General features: G+C 63.3%; 19 protein-coding genes. 8 read left to right on the forward strand and 11 right to left on the reverse strand.

The features are described from left to right. The coding region (locus tag AC1D05_RS30265; RefSeq protein WP_477445844.1) for an integrase core domain-containing protein at nucleotides 1-254 on the forward strand (254 nt) is incomplete at its 5' end. 609 nt (nucleotides 255-863) lie between these two features. Here the strand turns inward: AC1D05_RS30265 and AC1D05_RS30270 are convergent. From AC1D05_RS30270 to AC1D05_RS30290, 5 genes are all read right to left on the reverse strand, one after another. Beyond that, on the reverse strand, nucleotides 864-1,337 hold the full coding sequence (locus AC1D05_RS30270) for a hypothetical protein (RefSeq protein WP_477445846.1): 474 nt from the start codon (nucleotides 1,335-1,337) through the stop codon (nucleotides 864-866). A 7-nt stretch (nucleotides 1,338-1,344) separates the two neighbouring features. Then, nucleotides 1,345-1,605 (reverse strand): DUF982 domain-containing protein, encoded by a 261-nt coding sequence (locus AC1D05_RS30275; protein ID WP_477445848.1) that lies wholly within the window; start codon nucleotides 1,603-1,605, stop codon nucleotides 1,345-1,347. Between the two features lie 242 nt (nucleotides 1,606-1,847). Beyond that, entirely contained in the window at nucleotides 1,848-2,036 is a 189-nt protein-coding gene (locus tag AC1D05_RS30280) for a hypothetical protein (RefSeq protein ID WP_477445850.1), read from the reverse strand. A 101-nt stretch (nucleotides 2,037-2,137) separates the two neighbouring features. Then, nucleotides 2,138-2,827 (reverse strand): Crp/Fnr family transcriptional regulator, encoded by a 690-nt coding sequence (locus AC1D05_RS30285; protein ID WP_477446179.1) that lies wholly within the window; start codon nucleotides 2,825-2,827, stop codon nucleotides 2,138-2,140. A 274-nt stretch (nucleotides 2,828-3,101) separates the two neighbouring features. Continuing rightward, entirely contained in the window at nucleotides 3,102-3,494 is a 393-nt protein-coding gene (locus AC1D05_RS30290; RefSeq protein WP_477445852.1) for a hypothetical protein, read from the reverse strand. Between the two features lie 646 nt (nucleotides 3,495-4,140). Between AC1D05_RS30290 and AC1D05_RS30295 the strand changes: the two genes are divergently transcribed. Beyond that, complete coding sequence (locus AC1D05_RS30295; RefSeq protein WP_477445853.1) at nucleotides 4,141-4,320, forward strand: hypothetical protein; 180 nt, start codon at nucleotides 4,141-4,143, stop codon at nucleotides 4,318-4,320. Between the two features lie 118 nt (nucleotides 4,321-4,438). Here AC1D05_RS30295 and AC1D05_RS30300 read toward each other — a convergent pair whose 3' ends face one another. From AC1D05_RS30300 to AC1D05_RS30315, 4 genes are all read right to left on the reverse strand, one after another. Next, nucleotides 4,439-4,819, reverse strand: coding sequence for a YkvA family protein (locus AC1D05_RS30300; RefSeq protein WP_477445855.1), 381 nt, complete (start codon nucleotides 4,817-4,819; stop codon nucleotides 4,439-4,441). Between the two features lie 345 nt (nucleotides 4,820-5,164). Further along, nucleotides 5,165-5,380: a CsbD family protein gene (locus AC1D05_RS30305; RefSeq protein WP_019859538.1), complete on the reverse strand. Its 216-nt coding sequence runs from the start codon at nucleotides 5,378-5,380 to the stop codon at nucleotides 5,165-5,167. Nucleotides 5,381-5,680: 300 nt separating this feature from the next. Further along, nucleotides 5,681-5,770 (reverse strand): putative RiPP precursor, encoded by a 90-nt coding sequence (locus AC1D05_RS30310; protein WP_477445857.1) that lies wholly within the window; start codon nucleotides 5,768-5,770, stop codon nucleotides 5,681-5,683. 661 nt (nucleotides 5,771-6,431) lie between these two features. Next, nucleotides 6,432-7,463 carry a hydroxyacid dehydrogenase gene (locus AC1D05_RS30315; protein ID WP_477445859.1) on the reverse strand — a complete coding sequence of 344 codons (1,032 nt, stop codon included), beginning with the start codon at nucleotides 7,461-7,463 and terminating at the stop codon, nucleotides 6,432-6,434. Between the two features lie 204 nt (nucleotides 7,464-7,667). Between AC1D05_RS30315 and AC1D05_RS30320 the strand changes: the two genes are divergently transcribed. The 5 genes from AC1D05_RS30320 to AC1D05_RS30340 all read left to right on the forward strand — a co-directional run bounded on the left by AC1D05_RS30320 (nucleotide 7,668) and on the right by AC1D05_RS30340 (nucleotide 12,529). Then, entirely contained in the window at nucleotides 7,668-8,729 is a 1,062-nt protein-coding gene (locus AC1D05_RS30320; protein WP_477445861.1) for a LacI family DNA-binding transcriptional regulator, read from the forward strand. A gap of 73 nt (nucleotides 8,730-8,802) precedes the next feature. After that, nucleotides 8,803-9,792 carry a sugar ABC transporter substrate-binding protein gene (locus AC1D05_RS30325; protein WP_477445863.1) on the forward strand — a complete coding sequence of 330 codons (990 nt, stop codon included), beginning with the start codon at nucleotides 8,803-8,805 and terminating at the stop codon, nucleotides 9,790-9,792. Between the two features lie 136 nt (nucleotides 9,793-9,928). After that, nucleotides 9,929-10,900 (forward strand): ABC transporter permease, encoded by a 972-nt coding sequence (locus AC1D05_RS30330; RefSeq protein WP_477445865.1) that lies wholly within the window; start codon nucleotides 9,929-9,931, stop codon nucleotides 10,898-10,900. Further along, nucleotides 10,897-11,673 carry an ATP-binding cassette domain-containing protein gene (locus AC1D05_RS30335; protein WP_258582462.1) on the forward strand — a complete coding sequence of 259 codons (777 nt, stop codon included), beginning with the start codon at nucleotides 10,897-10,899 and terminating at the stop codon, nucleotides 11,671-11,673. The genes AC1D05_RS30330 and AC1D05_RS30335 overlap by 4 nt, the downstream gene beginning before the upstream one ends. 1 nt (nucleotide 11,674) lies before the next feature. Continuing rightward, nucleotides 11,675-12,529, forward strand: coding sequence for a sugar phosphate isomerase/epimerase family protein (locus AC1D05_RS30340; protein WP_477445868.1), 855 nt, complete (start codon nucleotides 11,675-11,677; stop codon nucleotides 12,527-12,529). A gap of 12 nt (nucleotides 12,530-12,541) precedes the next feature. Here the strand turns inward: AC1D05_RS30340 and AC1D05_RS30345 are convergent, their stop codons facing one another. Next, complete coding sequence (locus AC1D05_RS30345) at nucleotides 12,542-13,750, reverse strand: FAD-dependent oxidoreductase (RefSeq protein ID WP_477445870.1); 1,209 nt, start codon at nucleotides 13,748-13,750, stop codon at nucleotides 12,542-12,544. Between the two features lie 94 nt (nucleotides 13,751-13,844). Beyond that, on the reverse strand, nucleotides 13,845-15,347 hold the full coding sequence (locus AC1D05_RS30350; protein ID WP_477445872.1) for a glucosamine inositolphosphorylceramide transferase family protein: 1,503 nt from the start codon (nucleotides 15,345-15,347) through the stop codon (nucleotides 13,845-13,847). A gap of 381 nt (nucleotides 15,348-15,728) precedes the next feature. Between AC1D05_RS30350 and AC1D05_RS30355 the strand changes: the two genes are divergently transcribed. Further along, nucleotides 15,729-17,783: a GumC family protein gene (locus tag AC1D05_RS30355; RefSeq protein WP_477445874.1), complete on the forward strand. Its 2,055-nt coding sequence runs from the start codon at nucleotides 15,729-15,731 to the stop codon at nucleotides 17,781-17,783. Nucleotide 17,784: the final 1 nt, after the last annotated feature.

Here is a 17,784-nt window from a genome sequence, read left to right on the forward strand (position 1 = left end):
AGCTTGGCCTCAAACATATCCCCACAAAGCCCTACACGCCTAAGACCAATGGCAAGGCAGAGCGCTTCATTCAGACCGCGCTCAGGGAATGGGCCTACGCCATTGCCTACCCGAACTCCGATCATCGTGCCGGAGAACTTCCCGTCTGGCTGCACCGATACAATTGGCATCGACCTCACGGCAGCCTAAAGTCCAAAACACCAATCAGCCGCCTCGGCCTAACCGAGGACAACCTGTTGAGGCTCCACAACTAGCCGACCGCCATGGCGACCTGTCGTTTGATGACGCCGAACGGCTGGTGCTTGGCTTCGGCCGCGCCGCCTGAGCTGCAATTGACTGCACTTGCCAATGCGTCCTGGTCCTACTTTCGGATGATCTGAAGGATAATCTCGGGTCGACAACACTCGATCCGGTCAGTTCCCTGACCATTTCCTCGGCATGGCGAACCCATATGGCTTCAGGCAACAAGCCTTCGGCGACCAGACTTCTGAATGCGCTGCGAAGGGTATGGAAATCGAGGGCGGAAACCGGGCTGTCGGTGTGGTCGTTCATCGTCTCAACTCCCTCAGGGCGGGAGTACGATGTACACTCTCAAGCGCCAGCGCCCGTTCAGTGGCCAGCGACGACAGCACTGTACGCTTCCGACAATCGTAGAGCGAGGCTTGGTACGAAACCGACAAAATGTAAACCCGCCACCGAGGGGTCAGTGGCGGGCTCAATGAAAAGTTGTTTGACTAACTTTCCGGCGCCTTTTTCGGCCGGGGGGCTTCCGAGGCGCTACCAGGAACGGGCTGTCGGCCAAGAGGTTCCGTCCGCGCACGAAAAGCACGAGCGGCTCAGAGGTTCAGTCCGTCGCCCGGTCTTCAGTACCGGGGCCTTTTATCGGAAACGACGACCAGCCTCCCTCCAACATGCTGGCACCGTTTGCAGACGAGCTTCGACGCCAAACGCCTTTCGGTGTTGAAATCATAGTGGGTGCCGTAGGTCTCGATCAGGCCATCGAGATCCAGCGAGCGCAAATGACCGCAGCGTGCATTGCCGCAATACATGCTGAGGCCCATGCCCTGTTCCCGAAGCTCGCCAAGGTTCTTCGGTTGCGCCATCTGCAGAACAATATCTGCCGGCTCTGCCGGATGTGCGACCGCCACCAGGACAGGCTTTCTTATCTCCGCCCGGTCAATGTTGCCGATCGCGTGGACTGCCTTTCCTTCCGCGACGCCTATGAGGGAATCGATCTCTTCCATGGCCTCGATATGCCCGCGGACAAACAAAGCCCGTCGCAGCACGTGCAGCGCATCTCTCGTTTCGCAAAGTGTCGTGCGCAGGGTGATGGGCATTTCGCGTTCACTCCTTCATATAGCTTTCGGGAAGACAATCGGCTTCGACCGCGGCCGCAATGAAAGCCCGGTGGACCTCCCTTGTGCTGCAGCATCCCACCCGTTCCCCAACCAGGGCGGCAAGTGCCGCCAGAAACATGGGGCCATTGGACGGCCAGGAATCTGCCAAGGCGTCGGCCATTTGCGGAAGTGTACAAAGCACCGAAATGGTGCCGTCACTTCGCTCGATGGGAATTCCCAAAAACATGTTTGGCCGGTTGACGGTCACTGTATAGCTCCCGCTTGGGCGGGAGAATGTTAAGCGCTCTCAAGCACCAGCGCCCGTGCAAAAGCTGATGACATCTTGACTAAGCATTTAAACAAGGTGCCGTCTATTAACCATGACGCATCAGTCTAATAATATTCAATTTTTATGAACTTCGAGGTTTACTTGGTGAAAACCGTACGGTTCCGACATTTCTTTTAGTATTGGTACCAAACCGACAATCTGGGCGGTGCGGGCAATTCGCATCAAATGCGCGAAGCGAGCCGGGTCAGCCCTACGCGCATGCGCTGGCTATCGGCAAAGGACCGGGCGTAGGATTCCACATCAAACGTGCTCAAGTGCACGTTGCCGTTGATGACGACCCGAACACGCCATTCGCCCATGGTCTCGGTGACTTCGACGCCATCCGGAATAGGTTGTTCTGCATCAGCCATGACTTTCCTCCCGAAAGGGCGAAAGCACCTGATTTGGCTCCCAAGCGTCCGTGTGCCGCAGACGGCGGACGACTTGGGAATCGTACGCTTCCGACAATCCTTTAGCCAGTCAATTCAGGCTCCGAACCGATCGCTCCCAAAAGCCTGGCATATTCGGCTTCCGGTACCCCATATCCGCCACCAGCCAGAGAAATCAGCCCAGGCCGGTCGAGGATGACAACCTCACCCCGGCGCGACCGGATCAGAGTGAGTCCTTCCAATTCCTGCAGGGCGATGGTGACGCCTGGCCGTCTTACGCCCAGCATCGTGGCGAGGAATTCATGGGTAATGGAAAACCGCACGCCCACCACGCGGTCGTCGCACATCAGCAGCCATCGGGCCAGGCGATCTGTCAACTTCAGCCGAGCGTTGACAAGTGCAGTATACCCGGTCTGGATCTGCAGGGAATTGACGAAGCGCAACAGGAACAATCGCAATGTAGGGCTGGTCGTCAGAGCCGCGTCAAAGCTGTTTGCGTCGATGCGCATTGCTTCGCCCTCGAGTTGCACGAAGCAGGCTTGCGGCGAGCGGTTGTCGGCCATCACCAGCGAATATCCGGCCATTCCCTCAAAGCCGATGAACCCGATCTCCGCCTCCTGGCCGCCGGACGTGCGCGCGACCACCGACGCAATGCCGTGCTCGATGAAGTAGACGGCTGCAATCGACACGCCGGGCGTCACAAGCGGCATTCTCAGCGGCAGGGCTATCCGCTGCAGACCGGGCTCCAGCAGCGCAAGGTCCTGCTCGCTCATCTTGCGCAACAGTTCATTGCGGAATCTTGGCTGAGCGGAGGTTTCGTCGGCCAGTGCCTGGCCGGTGACAGTCGATTTTGGAATTTCGTAATTCATCGCGTAGCTCCCGCAGGGGCGGGAGTACGATCGACACTCTCAAGCGCCAGCGCCCGTTCAGTGGCTAGCGACAGGAGAACTGTACGCTTTCGACATTCCGATAGCGAGTCATTCCGTTCCTGGACGGTAGCAGAGACAAGGAAACCCGGGCGGAACTGCAACTAGATGCGTTGCTTACTTACAACTCTTCTGTCGAGGGGCGTGGCGACGAATTGGCGGAGGTGTCCACCGCATCAGCCTGAGGGAAGCGCAATGCTCCGCCGCCACCGGAACCAACAGTCTCGGCCGAGGATGGTTCCGCGATTGCAGCGTCGATCGCCCACAAGACAGGCTGTTGTGAAGATGAAGACAGGCGATCGACCTCGCCGAGCCATTCGGCGTAGCTGGCGTTCATGGCAGCATACAATTCCGCGGACTTGTCCATGCCGCCCTGGAACAGCTCCATGACGCGGCGGCCAAGCCGCTCCCGCGCCGCGTGACCGGCTCCAATGCCGGCCTGGCGGCAATACTCGTCGAGCACTTTGGCCAGGATCGAAAGCTGATTTGAGTCCGCCGAACCGTTTGGCATCATCGCGTTTGTCCCATCGGTGGGGCGAAAGCGCGAGCGGCTCTTTCAAGCGCCAGCGCCCATTCAACGGCCGGCGACAGAGCGACTGTACGCTTCCGACAATCCGTTAGCCAGTCCCGCGAACTGTTCGGAAACGTACCAAGCAACCGCCTTCATTGTTCGGCCACCGGCAACTCGCTAGCCTCGCGACGCGGTGGACCTCAGGTGCCGCCTTGGCCGACACGGGACACGGCCACCATCCAAGCCGGCATGGCCATCGGTGAAAATGCCTCGATTGCGGGCCTGTGAATGGAGACGCCGATGCCGAGAGATAGATCTGCCTGATGCCAAGGGACAGATTCGAGTGCCTGAAGGAAGATTCCGGCAGCTGGATGGTGTGGGACCATAAGGGCGGCGCACCCGCAAAACTCGGAGGGGTTGAGCTGCGCGGCCAGGATCGGCATCGGGCCGAGATCGCGCGCGACATTCTCAGGCGGATTTTCCGGACCAGCCCGGACACGACGAGGAGCGATCCTTCGGACGCGTAAGGCGCAGTTCGTCCCATCGATGCGAGACCAGCACGTTCCGGTTTGGCAAATGCCGTCCTGTTGTCGCGCAGGCGGAACCGCACGCTTCCCGAAAGGTTTATTTGCGAAGCGAGGATTGCACCATGGTGGTCAGTATCGAACAGGCGATGGCGGACGCCATCCTGGCAATGCGAATGGTGCGGAAATCCATTGCCGACCATGGTCATCTCGAGGCCATGATCGACTTCGACAGGCTGATGGCAAACGCTGTCGAAGAAGCCGAGAAGCAACTGACCAAGCTGCAGGCCTCCGGCCCATCCTGATTTTCGCCGAGGGTTCAACTATATCGGTTTTGACGGGCTGAAGCAGGATCCGCTGGCGGTGGACCAGCTTCCATCCGCCAAGGGCTTCCTTCGCGCGCTCGAATCCAAGTCACGCGACCTAAGCTGGCTTCGGCCAGAACAGCCAGAGCAAGACAAGCGCCGCCAGTATCCAGACCGCGACCATGAACGCCAGCCCTGCCTTGCTTACCGGCTTGGCGCGGCGTGTCGCTTCGTCTCGGAACTCTTGCATGAGATCGGCCGGCACCAGCTTGACGGCAAGCATGATGCCGAGCGGCACAATGATGAGGTCGTCCAGATAGCCGATGATCGGAATGAAGTCCGGTATCAGGTCGATAGGGCTTAGAGCGTAGGCCGCAACCGCGCCAGCAGTGGCCTTTGCATACCACGGAACACGCGGATCACGCGCCGCAAGCCAGAGTGCCACGACATCGCGCTTGATATTGCGCGCCCATTGCTTCGCAGAATCGAGAGCCGACATAGCACTAATATACGGAAGCCCTGTCGAAAGGGCGACGCCGCCATGCCTGCTTGCTCACGAGCGGGCCGAGCTATGTTCGAGGTCAGCCCAGCTTCACCTTCGGTTCGCGCCCCCAGAAGCGCAGGTCGCCGAGCCTGGTGAGGAAGCCAGCAGCATCCCTGGCGGATGCCAGCGGGATCACCGCCTCATCCTCGGCAACGCCGGCCTTGTCCAGCAGCGGGGTCGCCGCTGCGCTGGTTCCTCAATCTCTGGAATGGCAATGCGTTCCCCGCCGATTTCAGATGCGAAAATGAAGAAGGCCGCCGGTTCGCACGGCGGCCTCCAATCGTCTTTTCAGGAGAACCCTCAGAGGTTCTTGTTGATCGCGGCGGCGGTCTTGTTGGTCGCGTCCTTGACGGCGGACTTCGCGTCGCCCACGGCCTTCTGGACCTTGCCCTTGGCTTCCTGTGCCGCGCCTTCGGCGCGCAGGCGGTCATTGCCGACGGCCTTGCCGACGCCTTCCTTGGCCTTGCCGACGGCCTGATTGGCGAGACCCGATGCCTTGTCGCTGGTGCTTCCCATGGGATTTCCTTTCGTGGATTGTTTGCGGGGACCAACGTCGCTTTGTTTGGAAAGTTCCGCTCATCGCAGGGGAGGGCGCCAAACGAAAAGGCCCGCCACCGACGCGAATCGTGACGGGCCTTCTGGAGTACGCCGGGCGTCCCACCGCCCGGCTGTCTGGAAAACTTCACGGCGCCATGATCGTTCCATCACAACTGGAAGCCGCCTCCTCAGGGGAGCGGCTCGATCGTGTCTTCTTAGCGCGAGGTCGCAAGGCCTAGCCTATGTCTCAAGCCTCAGCTCTTCGACGGGCTCTGCGGTTCAGATGCAAATCGAGGTGCAGCTACCCGCGGTGACCGCCGAGAGTTTCTCGCGCTTCAGAAGTGTCGGCTTGGCGTAGGTTTTCTTCATGGCCTATCGCGGTGTAAAAATCAGCCTGCGCAAGGATTTGAAGGAGTGCAGACAGCGGTTACGGCCGACAGCCTGTCACGCTTCACCAAAACTGGCTTCTGGTAGGTCTTTTTCATGCAATCCCCCGTTCTGATAAAGCGCCCCAACCCCGGGGCGCACTGTGATTTCAAACGTCCGCGCACTGTGAGATTGGACAAAGTTGCGCGGTAACCAGCGACAGTTTCTGGCGCTTCAGAAGTGTCGGCTTTGCGTAGTTTTTCTTCATTTCATTTCCCCTTGCCCCAACGTTATCCAGCATGACGCCGGGGAAAACGCGGGTGTCAAAACGTTTCGGTCTCTGAGACACGAGGCGTTCGTTGGTTTAGGGCTTGCTGATGCCAAAACCCCACAAAATGGCGCGAAATGGCTGGATTTCGCGTGAGAAGAAGCGATGGCCAACAGTTTCTGTCGCCGCAAACAGACGCAAAAAACCCCGCCGGCCGGAGCCTGACGGGGTGTTGATTGGAGGATCAACGGATCGAATGGGAGACGATCCGGATAAAAAACGCAAACACTGCGGAAAAGGTTCCGATCGCCGGGGCCTCGGTCCGTTTGTTTGGCCGCGCGGCGCTGGGCCGAGCGAACATGCATTTGCGGGTGCGGAAACGACTTTCGGTTACCCTCAATTCCTGTCCACGGGCTTCGACCGCATCCTCGACACCGTCTCGCGCTCGGCGCGCTTGGAGCGCAGCGGCGGCAGGCCGCGGTCGATCAGGTCCATGTCCTCCAGCACCATGTCGCCCATGCGCTTGAAGGCGATGTCCAATGCGCCGGCGCGGTGAGCGGAGCGCAGGAAGCCGGGGAGGGCACGCACGGGATGATCCTGCGCCAGCGGTTCTTCCGGGAAGACGTCACTGGCGGCGACGATGTGGCCGCTTTTGACCGCCGCCATCAAAGCGGGAAAATCGACGACGCCGGCGCGGCTGAGCAGGATGAAGGCGGCGCCCCTGCGCATGCTGGCGAAAGCGTCCGCGCCGAGAAAGCCCTGGTTCTCGGAGGTCACCGAGGCGACGACGAAGATGAAGTCGCTCTGCGTCAGCACCTCGTCGAGCGAGGCCGGCTCGACGCTATTGTCGATCAGGATCGACGGCGGCAGCCAGGGATCGAAGACTTTGGTGCGGGTGCGGAAGCCTGTGAGCAGGCGGTTCAGCGCGCGGCCTAGATCGCCGAAGCCAATGATGCCGACATCGGCGCCCGAAAGCAGCCGCGCTGTCAGATTGCCGTCGCCGCCCCACAGTTCCTCGCCGTTGCGGAAGGCAAGGTCGGCATCGACGATATCGCGGGCAAGGTTGAGCGCCATGGCAAGGCCAAGCTCGGCCACCGGCTCGGCGAACACCAGGCCGGTGGTGACGACGTGGATGCCGCGCGCGAACAGCGTCTCGTAGGGCATGTTGTTGATGAGGTTGGTCTCGACATTGAAGACGCAGCGCAGCGCTTTCATCCTGTCCAGCGTCTCGGGCGAGATCGGCGGCTGGCCGACGATGTAGCGGGCCTCTTCAAGCACATCGGCCGGCAGTTTGGCGAGGCCGTCGTCCGTCGTCTCGACGATGCGGTATTTCGCCTTGAAGCGCGCCAGCTGTGGCGGCGTGAAGATCAGCTCGAGCGAGCGCGGTTCCGGCGCGCTGATGACCAGCGGCAAATCCTTGTTCGGCATGACGATTCCTCCCGGCGCGATGCTAGCGCGCGTTTTGCTTTGCACATGTGGGCGTCCCAAAACCGCTGTATAGTTTTTGGGCGACATGTGGCTCGGCGGCTAAAATACCGCCGATGAACCGATTTACAACTGCGAAAAATCGATTTACTCATTTCTCCAGCAGACAAGAAGATGCCTCTTGTCCGCGCCTCGGGAGGAGGAGCAATGGCGCATAGGCAGGACCCGCAGCGGCGTCCGTCCATCCACGACGTGGCAAGCCGTGCCGGCGTGTCCGCCGCCACCGTCTCCAAGGTCATGGCCGGCGTCACCACCGTCAAGCCCGAGAATGCGCAGCGCGTCCTCGATGCCATCGAGCATCTGGGTTACCGCGTCGATCCGCTGGCCTCCGACATGCGCCGGGCCAAGCGCCGCATCATCGGCGCCATCATGCCGGAATTCGAAAGCGAGTTCTTCGGCCAGATGGTCACCCAGCTCGAGAGCCTGGCCGAGCAGCGCGGCTATACGCTGGTGGCGGCGTCGAGCCGCGAATCCGAAGCGCGTGAAACGGAGATCCTGGCCCGCATGCATGACTGGCGCGTCGCCGGCGTGGTGTTGGCGCCGGTGCGCAACGAGCACGGCCCGGCGGCGGCGTTCATGAAGGCCAACGGCATGACCGGCGTGCTGATCGACCGCGTGCTGTCCGACGACGCCTTCGACACCGTGTCGGCCGACAGTGCGGCGGCCAGCGCCGAGGTGGCGGCCCAACTGGTCGGCAAGGGCCACCGTCACATATTGGTGGTCGGCCTTGGCGAGCAGGCGGCGACGGTGCGCGCCCGCCTCGACGGGTTTCGCACCACCGCGCTGCATCTGGCGCCGGATGTGCGCATCGATGTCGTGCTGGCCGAAACCGATGTCGAGCCGCTCAGGGCGCAGTTGCGTGACTATTTTGCGAAAGGCGAGCGCCCGACGGCGGTCTATTCGCTGTTCCTCAAGGGCACGCTGGTGGCGCTGTCGGAATTCCGGCGGCGCGGCTGGCACTGCCCCAACGACATTTCGCTGGTCGGCTTCGACGATGCCGAATGGATGCAGGTGACATGGCCGGCTATCGCCGCCGTGGTGCAGCCGGTGCGCCAGATCGCCGGCCACGCCATGGAAGCGCTGTTTGCCAGGATTGAAGGCGAGGAGGGGCCGCCGAGAGCGCGGCTCGAGCCTTGCCGGGTTTTGATGCGGGAATCCGTTGGCTCGCCAGGCAGCGGCCCGCATTCCGGGGGAGGACACCGACAATAGCCCCCATTGTCGACAACCAAAGCTGCGCCTGGCCTCGGCTCGCGGCATCAGACATCAACCGGAGGAGAAACAAATGACCTCGTTCATCCCGAAGATAAATCGATTTACTCTGGCTTTTGGCGTCGCCATGGCGCTTTGCGCCGCGACGTCGGCGAAGGCCGACGATGCCGAATACGGCGTGCTGATGAAGACGCTGGCCAATCCGTTCTGGGGTGCGATGAGCCAGGGCGTCGAAGCCGGCGCCAAGGGCGCCGGTGTGAAGATCTTCGAGCAGGCGGCCGAGAGCGACCAGGCGGCCGAGCCGCAGCTGAACCTCTGCAACACCATGCTGGAGCGCAAGCCGGCGGCGATGATCACCGCGGCCATCAACTCCACCAACCTTCTGCCATGCCTGAAGGTGGCGCAGGAGGCCGGCGTCAAGATCGTCGACCTCGACAACAATCTCGACCAGGCGGTGCTCGACAAGGAAGGCATCAAGGTCACCTTCCACATCGGCTCCGACAACAACGCCGCCGGCGCGCAAGGGGCCGAGTATCTCGTCTCCAAGCTCGGCAAGGACGCCAAGGGTCCGGTGCTGGTGATCGAAGGCCTGTCGGGCAACATCACCGGCGAGAAGCGCGCCAAGGGCTTTGCCGACAAGTTGAAGGAACTGGCGCCCGGGCTGGAGATCGTCGCCTCGCTGCCGGGCGACTGGGATCGCGGCAAGGCGGCTTCGATCGCCACCGACACGCTGACGGCGCATCCCGACCTCGTCGCCATCTTCTGCGCCAATGACGGCATGGCGCTGGGTGCCGTGGAATCCGTCTACGCCGCCGGCAAGGGTCCCCAGGTTACGATCATCGGTGTCGATGGGAATTCCGACGCCGTGAAGTCGATCAAGGAAGGCCGCCTCAACGCCTCGGTGGCGCAGCTGCCCTATCTCGTCGGCAAGCAGGCGGTCGAAAACGTCAAGAAGGCGCTGGCCGGAGAGAAGGTCGAAGACAGCATCGCCGTGCCGACCCTGGTGCTGACCAAAGAGGTCATCGACGCCGGCAAGGAGCCGATGCTGGAATACGTGAAGTAGGAAGGGAACAGGGGAATAGGCAGTAGGCAGTAGGCAGTAAGGGAACCAGGTGTTCTGCCCCTTATTCACCTTCTACCCTACTGCCTAATCCCCACTGCCTACTGCCGTACTTCTGCCCTCATAAAAGGTGCAACAAATGTCATTCTGGTCCCGGCTACAGCGCACAGCCGTCGAACGGCTTCATATCAGGCTGGAATCGCTGCTGGTGCTGGTGGCGCTCAGCGCCGTCATGGCGGTGCTGTCGCCGTACTTCCTGTCGCTGAGCAATTTCCTCAACATCCTGCTCGCGACATCGACGATCGGCGTGCTGGCGATCGCCGCCACCTTCGTCATCGGCTCGGGCGGGCTCGACCTGTCGCTCGGCTCGGTGATGGGACTGTCGGGTGTCGCCGGCGCCTTCGTCGCCGTCAATCTCGGCTGGTGGTCGCCGCTGGCGGTTCTCGCCTGCATCATCGCCGGCGGCATTGCCGGCTACATCAACGGGCAGCTCGTCACCCGCGCCTTCGTGCCGGCCTTCATCGTCACGCTCGGCATGCTGGGCCTGGCGCGCGGGCTGGCGCTGGTCATCTCACAGGGCAGGGCGATCTACGGCCTGCCGCCCGAGATCGTCTATATCGGTCAGGGCCGCCCGTTCGGCGTGCCGATGCCGGTCATCCTGCTGGTGCTGACAGCGATCGTTGCGCACTGCCTGCTTGCCTACACACGCTTTGGCCGCCACACGCTGGCGCTGGGCGACAGCGAGGGTGCGGCGCGTGCCGCCGGCATCCGCGTCGAGCATCACCGCCGCATCATCTACACGCTGTCAGGCGCGCTTGCCGGCCTCGCCGGCCTGCTGTTCACCGCCCGCGTCAATGCCGGCGACCCGACCGCCGGCATCAATTACGAGCTCACCGCCATCACGGCGGCGATCATCGGCGGCACCAATCTGTTCGGCGGCCGCGCCTCGATCCTCGGCACCATGATCGGCGCGCTGATCATGGGCGTGCTGCAGAACGGGCTGACGCTGCTCGCCGTGCAATCCTACTACCAGCAGATGGCGATCGGCGCCGTGCTGATCCTGGCCGTGTTCATCGACCAGTACCAGGTGCGCAAGGAGTCACGCGTATGACCCTTCTTACCCTGCAAGGCATCCGCAAGAGCTTTGGCGCGGTCGACGTGCTGCATGGCGTCGACCTCTCGGTCGAGGCCGGCGAAGTGATCGGCCTGGTCGGCGACAATGGCGCCGGCAAGTCGACGCTGATGAAGACCATCACCGGCATTTATCGCGCCGATTCCGGTTCCATCCAGCTCGACGGCAGGGATATCCTGCCGCTCGATCCCGGCCAACGGCGCCAGCTCGGCATCGAGATGATCTACCAGGACCTGTCGCTGGCCAAGCAGCAGGACGTGGCGGCCAACATCTTCCTCGGCCGCGAGCCGGTGAAGAAGCTGTTCGGTCTCATCCCGGGCTTTGTCGACAAGGCCGAGATGGACCGCCAGGCGGCCAAAATGATCGAGCGGCTGGGCGCGCATCTGCCGTCGATCAACCGCTCGGTCGGCTCGTTCTCGGGCGGCCAGCAACAGACGGTGGCGATCGCTCGGGCGCTGACCTTCAACCCCAAGCTGGTCATCATGGACGAGCCGACGGCGGCACTTGCCGTGCGCGAGGTGCAGAGCGTGCTCGACCTGATCCGCCGGCTGAAATCGGAAGGCATCGCCGTCATCCTGATCTCGCACCGGCTGAACGACGTGCTGGCGGTCACCGACCGCATCGTCGTGCTGCGCCATGGCCGCGCCGAGGCCAATCTGGTGACCGCGAAAACCAATATGAACGAAGTCGTCGGCCGCATCGTCGGCGGCGGCGACACCAGCGCCGCGGCGGCGCACGAACAGAGAGGCTGAGATGAACACTTTTGGACTGCACACTTTCGCCATCGCCCCGGTCTGGGATTTGAACCTGATCGAGCCACAGATGGAGCGGCTGAAGGGCCTCGGCATCGGCCTGCTCGAAATCCCGCTGTTGCGCCCGGAAGAGATCGACACTCTGCGCACGCGCGCTTTTGCCGAACGCTGGAATGTCGAGCTTACTCCGTCGCTTGGCCTGCCGGCTTCACTCGATGTCGTGGCGCGGCCGGACGAGGCGCTGGCCTTCCTCGAGCCGGCCTTCGGCGTCTGCGAAGCGGTGGGCAGTAAAGCGCTGGGCGGGGTCACTTATGGCACGATCGGCAAGACGTCCGGCCGCGCGCCGACCGAAGAGGAAATCGACGGCATGTGCCGCTTCCTGGTGGGCGCGGCCAAGGCCGCCAAGGCGCATGGGTTGAAGCTCGGCATCGAGCCCTGCAACCGCTACGAGACGCATCTGATCAATCGCGGCATCGACGCCACGCGGATCATCGAGCGCGTCGGCGCCGACAACATCTTCATCCATCTCGACACCTACCACATGCATATCGAGGAAGAGAGTTTCGACGCCGGCTTCAAGGCGGCGGCTCCCTATCTCGGCTATGTCCACGTCTCGGAAGCCAATCGCGGCGTGCCCGGGCGCGGCATGCTCAACTGGGCGGCCTGCATGAAGGCAATCGCCGCCATCGGCTACACCGGCGCCATTACGCTCGAAAGCATGAACCATGTCGATGTCGACATCGCTGGCGGTCTGGCGGTGTGGCGGCCGGTGGCGGAGAATCCCGACGATGTGATCGGCGTCGGCCTGCCGTTCCTGCGCGAGGAGGCGAGGAAGGCAGGCTTGCAGCTGGGGTGAGGGGGAAGACCCTCACGCCATGCCGGGCTGCCGCCGCGGTGCCAGATGACGCATCTTGCGGCCGAGGATCATCAGCTGCCGTGCCGTGTTGTTGCGCAGGCGCCGCACGCGCCATTCCAGGCTGGTTTCGGTGGTGATCCGCTTGGCGTAGTAGCTCACACGCATGCCTTCCTCATCGGAGGTCACCTTGACCGGGTCGTCGTAGAAGGCGTTGATCTTGTCAGCCGCCATGCCTGGCGTTTCCAGCCAGCGCGGAATGTGAACCGAATGGAGCTGATCGACATCGATCATGACCCGCCCGATGCCGACGCCAGGCGTCGGGCATGTCGTCACGAATGCATCGCCAATGAAGACGACCCCGTCGCGACGATGGCCTTGCGTCGTGGTCAGATTGACCTGCCTGACCTCGACGGGGCTCGCCACTTCGAAGTTGCCGCACTGCGCCGATATTTCGGGCATCAGTTCGCAAAGCATCTTTTGCGGATCGGCGCGGAAATCCCGCGTCCACTGCTCGGCGACGGTGCGATAGACGAACATGTTCGCCCGCATCCTGTCGCCGATGGGAAAGACGGTGAGATAGGCGACGCGGTCCGAGGCCCGCTTGCCGTAGCAAGTGACGGCCTGATAGGCGCAATCACGCGGCAAAATGGCCAGGTCGAATCCCATCGACAGCGAATGCGCCTTCGACAGTTCGATGCGCTCGACGCCGATGGCGCGTCGCACCAATTCGCTGTAGCCGGTGGCCACCACCAGCAGGCGGGCGTTGATGACGGTGCCGTCGGCCAGCACAAGCCGCTGCCGGTCCGGTCCGGTCGAGACCTCGGTTACCTTGCCGACCGTCAGCGGCACCTGCGACGGCAAGGCATCGCGCAGGCCATTGATCAGCGCGCCATAGGAAAATGCGTATTCCCACTTCTTTTCACGGCCGAAGAATTGACCGAGGCGGAAGACATCGATGTCGCTAAACGGGGTGACGAGAGGCATGACCATCTTGTCGAGACCGAGCTTCTCGAACAGCTGCATCTGGTTCGCGCCGATCTTCTCGGCCCGGAACTCGTCGTGATGGACTCGGTGCGGGTCGATCAGCGCCACCTTGCGGCCGGCGTTTCCCAACACCGTTGCCAGGGTGGTGCCGGCCATTCCGGCGCCAATGATCGCCACGTCGACTTCAGCCGCGGCGGGCTCGGCGGGGGGCATGTCACCGCCCTTCATGCTAGTCATCTTCCGTCTCCACAATCTGTGGTGGAAATATCCCGTGGACCCATATCAACCTCAAGCAACCAGCGCGCGTGGCTGGTAGAAACGAATGTTTAGGTTAACGACGGTCGCCCTTCTGTTTCCAGCGCGGCGCGATCGCCGAGCCATCGATGAATTCCAGGCCGCCCGCCTCGTTGAGCGTGTGCAGCTTGCGCCCATCCCATAGCGCGCCAGGAGTTAAGATGGTCTCGACGACCTGCTCCATGCCGTTCAAATCAAGGTGAGCGACGCGTGCGATGCCAAGGGCGGCGCCATAACTCCTGCGGCAATCCTGCACCGGACGCAGCAGGTCGTTGCCGCGCTTGACCATGCGGCCGGCCGGACGCGCCGAGGCGATGTCGACCAAAACGGGGTTTTTGGGATGCGGCGTCCAGGGGCCGCGAAAGTCCGGCGCCGACCACAGATGCAGCGCGTCGGAGAAGGCGCCGCCGCCGTCGCGGACGGTGGCGAACAGCCACCAGCGCTCGCCATGCTCGACCAAAGTTGCGTCGCTGGCGACGATGTCGGACAGCAGCGTCGCTTCCTTGACCCAGCCGCCGGGGAAGGCGGTGGCGCGGTAGAGGTCGACCGTGCGGTTGGCGCAGCTTTCCGGCACCATCCAGACCTCGCCGTCGCGCTCGAAGACGAAGGGGTAGGAGAGGTGATAGGGCAGGTCGAGCACCGGCTCGGGACGTCCGATCGGCCCTGATGGGCCGAAGGGCACTGCGGAGATGATGGCCCGGCCCAGACGGTGAATATAATCCTCGACGAACAGGGTCACTTGTCCCTGATACAGGATCGGAAACGGGTCGGCGTAGAAGCGGCTGCCGTCGTCGGGCAACACCTGCCAGCCGGATGCCGGATGGGCGCGCAGGTCGTAGAGGTCGCGGCCATTGGTCTGGCGCCAGCCGACCTTCCAGTGCGGGGCGTTGTAGCAGAGGTGGTAGATCTTCTGGACGATGCGCCGCGCCAGCGCCTTGCCCGCCCTGACGCCAAGCTTGGCGGTGGAGGGTATCTGCGGCGAGGCTCCGGCCTGTGCTGGTTCGGGCAGCACGGGCAGGGCCTGCGCCGTCCCGGTCATTGCCGCCAGGATCAGGCTTGCTGTGCGCGCCAGCATGTCCTGGAAGGAGGCCAGCGCGATGCCGCCATATTCGGTGCCCAGGCGTCCTTCGGCGACGGTGGTGCCGTTTTCCTCGATGCGGGCAATCGGCGTGCGGCCGTCGAGGATCAGCGCCAGCAGAGCCGCTTCGCCGGCGGCGCCGTCATAGGTGACGCGCCAGACCCGCGTTCCTTCCAGGCTCACGTCGCCGCAGAGGTCGATCACCAGATCGGGAGAGGCGGGCGGTTGCGTCCGGTAGGGCGCCAGCGCCGACAGCGGCAGGCGCTTGGCCAGCCCGTCCCCCGGCAGGCCATGGAGGACCGTTTCAAGCTGGAACAAGGCCGCGGCGCTGCCTGGAATGCCGCCCCCGGCCGGGCGGGCGTCGACGGAAACCTCGACCTGCGGCAATGCCGCCAGGCGTTGCATCAGCGTCAGGTGAAAAGCGCGGACGCATTCGCCGTCCAGGCGCAGGCTCACTTGCATGTCGCACCCCTGGCGTTGTGATGTCTTGTGTCTGGCCGGTGTTCGATATCAGGGCAGGGGAGATGGCGGCACGGCGGGGCTGGACTTAAGTGCTGCCCCATTTCCATTCGTCTCCTGCTCGCCCGCGCCCGTATCAGCGCCTGTGCCTAATATTACGCAAACTCCGTGCCAAAAATGCGTAAACGCGGGGCCAAAAATCAGAAGAGTTCCCAACATAATTAACAGTGTTTTAACAGTTGGAGGAATAGCTAGGCTGAAGCCGCAATTTAATCTTTTGGGGCACATGGAGTGGTGTCGGAGCGACCGTTGCAATCATCCCTGCTCTCGTTGCCGCAACAACAAGCTCCGGAGGCGATGCAATATGCCCCGGAGCCGGTGCCGATGGCGACCTATTCATCCTCGACCGTCGAGCTGGGTGACCTGAAGCGCATTTTGATGCGCCGCCGGTTCCTGATCCTTGCCACCGCCGCGCTGCTGACCCTGGTGACGCTGGCCTATGGATTGCTCACGCCGGCGCTTTACAGCTCGGTGTCGGAAATCCTCATCGATCCGCAAGACCTGCAGGTGGTCACCAACGACGTCAATCCGAGCCGCGTTCCGCCCGATGGCGGCATCACCATGGTGGAAAGCCAGGTCAGTGTCGTCCAGTCGACGGGCGTGCTGCTCAAGGCCATCCAGGCAACCAACCTGACCGACGATCCGGAATTCAACGGGCAGGGCGGGTTGTTGAGCCGTTTGCTCGGCGGCGTGCTGGGCTCGGGCTCGGCCGAAACCGACAGGACGGGCAAGACGCTCGACGCGCTGCGCCGGCGGCTGGCGGTGAAGCGGGCCGACAAGGTGCTGGTCCTCGACGTGATCGTCACCGCCAAGAGCGCCGACAAGGCTGCGAAGCTCGCCAATGCCATCGCGCAGGCCTATCTGGCCGACCAGGCGAGCGCGCGCGCCAAGATGGCCACGGACGCTTCCGACTCCATCACCGCGCGGCTGGATGAGCAGCGCAAGCGCGTGCAGAAGGCCGAGAACGCTGTCGAGGCCTACAAGTCCGCCAACAACATGGTGATGGCGGCGGGCAATCTGGTCAGCGACCAGGAACTGACCGCGATCAACACGCAGCTTTCGGCCGCGCAGAGCCGCACCGCGACGCTGAAGGCACAGGTCGACCAATTGCGCCGCTCCGGCGGCGCGCCGGACGCCACCTCGGAAGCGATGCGCTCGTCGGTGATCTCCAGCCTGCGGGCGCAGGAGGCGACGCTTGTCGACCAGGTCTCGCAGCTCGGCACCGAACTCGGGCCGCGCCACCCCTCGATGATCGCCGCCCAGCAGCAGCTGCGCGACACGCGCGCGCTCATCGCACGTGAACTCGGCCGCATCGGCGCCGCCGCCGAAACCGACTATGAGCGGGCGCTGGCCAACCAGCAGGCGCTGGAGGCCAAGGTCGCCGGCATGAAGAGCAAGTCGCTCGACACCGACCAGGCTTCGGTCAAGCTGCGCGAATTGCAGCGCGATCTCGAGGCGGTGCGCTCCGTCTACGCCACTTATCTGCAGCGGGCGCAGGAAACGCGCGAGCAGATCAATGTCGACAGCACCAATGTACGCATCATCTCCAACGCCATGCCAGCGCTGAAGAAGAGCTGGCCGCCTTTGCCGCTGCTGCTCTTCGGCGCCCTCTTCGGCGGGCTGGGACTGGGCACCGCGCTGGCGCTGATCGCGGAATATTCCTCACCGACCGTGCTTTCCAGTGCGCAGATGCAATCGGCCATCGACGCGCCGGTGTTTGGCGTGCTGCCGGCAAAATCATCCCGTCGCCGCTGGTGGCCGTTCGGCGCCGCCACGGCTGCAGGGCAGAAGACGGATGCGGTCGCGGGCCTGGCGCTGAGGCGCCTGTTCGCCTCCAGCCGGCGTCCGCCGAACTGGCCGCTGGTGCCGTCCATACTGCTGACGTCGCCGCCCGAGGACGCCGCGCATCGGGGCCGGGTGGCACGCCTGCTCGCCAATGCCGCGGCCGCCAGGGGCAGCCGCGTCCTGTTCATCGACACCAACAATGCCAGCGGCAACAAGAAGGAGCCGCAGCCCGGTCTCCTCGACGTGCTGCGCGGCGAATACGCCTTCGAGGCGGTGAGCCAGCGCACGGCCGGCAGCAATGTCGCGGTGCTGGGCAGGGGCCGGCAAACGGCCGTCTTCTCCGAGGCGCAGGGCGTCTATTTCACGCAGCACATGCTGGCCCAGGCGGGCCGCAACTTCGACCTCGTCGTCGTCGACGGCGGCGCGCTGGCCGACAATCTCAACGCCTCGCCGCTGGTCGCCATGGTCGACGAGATCGTCATGGTCGCGACGCTCAACTCGACGCCGATGGCCGACGTCACGGCGGCCTCGCAGGCCATTTCCGTCATGGGGCGGTTGCCGACCGGCGCCTTGCTGGTCGACGAGGCGGCCTGAC

Source organism: Mesorhizobium sp. P2_E9, from assembly GCF_056403815.1.

Excerpts from the sequence above, each read along its gene's own strand:
- AC1D05_RS30270 (WP_477445846.1), bottom strand. The coding sequence starts at position 1,337 with ATGCCCATCACCCTGCGCACGACACTTTGCGAAACGAGAGATGCGCTG.
- AC1D05_RS30280 (WP_477445850.1), bottom strand. The coding sequence starts at position 2,036 with ATGGCTGATGCAGAACAACCTATTCCGGATGGCGTCGAAGTCACCGAG.
- AC1D05_RS30285 (WP_477446179.1), bottom strand. The coding sequence starts at position 2,827 with ATGAGCGAGCAGGACCTTGCGCTGCTGGAGCCCGGTCTGCAGCGGATA.
- AC1D05_RS30290 (WP_477445852.1), bottom strand. The coding sequence starts at position 3,494 with ATGATGCCAAACGGTTCGGCGGACTCAAATCAGCTTTCGATCCTGGCC.
- AC1D05_RS30295 (WP_477445853.1), top strand. The coding sequence starts at position 4,141 with ATGGTGGTCAGTATCGAACAGGCGATGGCGGACGCCATCCTGGCAATG.
- AC1D05_RS30300 (WP_477445855.1), bottom strand. The coding sequence starts at position 4,819 with ATGTCGGCTCTCGATTCTGCGAAGCAATGGGCGCGCAATATCAAGCGC.
- AC1D05_RS30305 (WP_019859538.1), bottom strand. The coding sequence starts at position 5,380 with ATGGGAAGCACCAGCGACAAGGCATCGGGTCTCGCCAATCAGGCCGTC.
- AC1D05_RS30310 (WP_477445857.1), bottom strand. The coding sequence starts at position 5,770 with ATGAAGAAAACCTACGCCAAGCCGACACTTCTGAAGCGCGAGAAACTC.
- AC1D05_RS30315 (WP_477445859.1), bottom strand. The coding sequence starts at position 7,463 with ATGCCGAACAAGGATTTGCCGCTGGTCATCAGCGCGCCGGAACCGCGC.
- AC1D05_RS30320 (WP_477445861.1), top strand. The coding sequence starts at position 7,668 with ATGGCGCATAGGCAGGACCCGCAGCGGCGTCCGTCCATCCACGACGTG.
- AC1D05_RS30325 (WP_477445863.1), top strand. The coding sequence starts at position 8,803 with ATGACCTCGTTCATCCCGAAGATAAATCGATTTACTCTGGCTTTTGGC.
- AC1D05_RS30330 (WP_477445865.1), top strand. The coding sequence starts at position 9,929 with ATGTCATTCTGGTCCCGGCTACAGCGCACAGCCGTCGAACGGCTTCAT.
- AC1D05_RS30335 (WP_258582462.1), top strand. The coding sequence starts at position 10,897 with ATGACCCTTCTTACCCTGCAAGGCATCCGCAAGAGCTTTGGCGCGGTC.
- AC1D05_RS30340 (WP_477445868.1), top strand. The coding sequence starts at position 11,675 with ATGAACACTTTTGGACTGCACACTTTCGCCATCGCCCCGGTCTGGGAT.
- AC1D05_RS30345 (WP_477445870.1), bottom strand. The coding sequence starts at position 13,750 with ATGACTAGCATGAAGGGCGGTGACATGCCCCCCGCCGAGCCCGCCGCG.
- AC1D05_RS30350 (WP_477445872.1), bottom strand. The coding sequence starts at position 15,347 with ATGCAAGTGAGCCTGCGCCTGGACGGCGAATGCGTCCGCGCTTTTCAC.
- AC1D05_RS30355 (WP_477445874.1), top strand. The coding sequence starts at position 15,729 with ATGGCGACCTATTCATCCTCGACCGTCGAGCTGGGTGACCTGAAGCGC.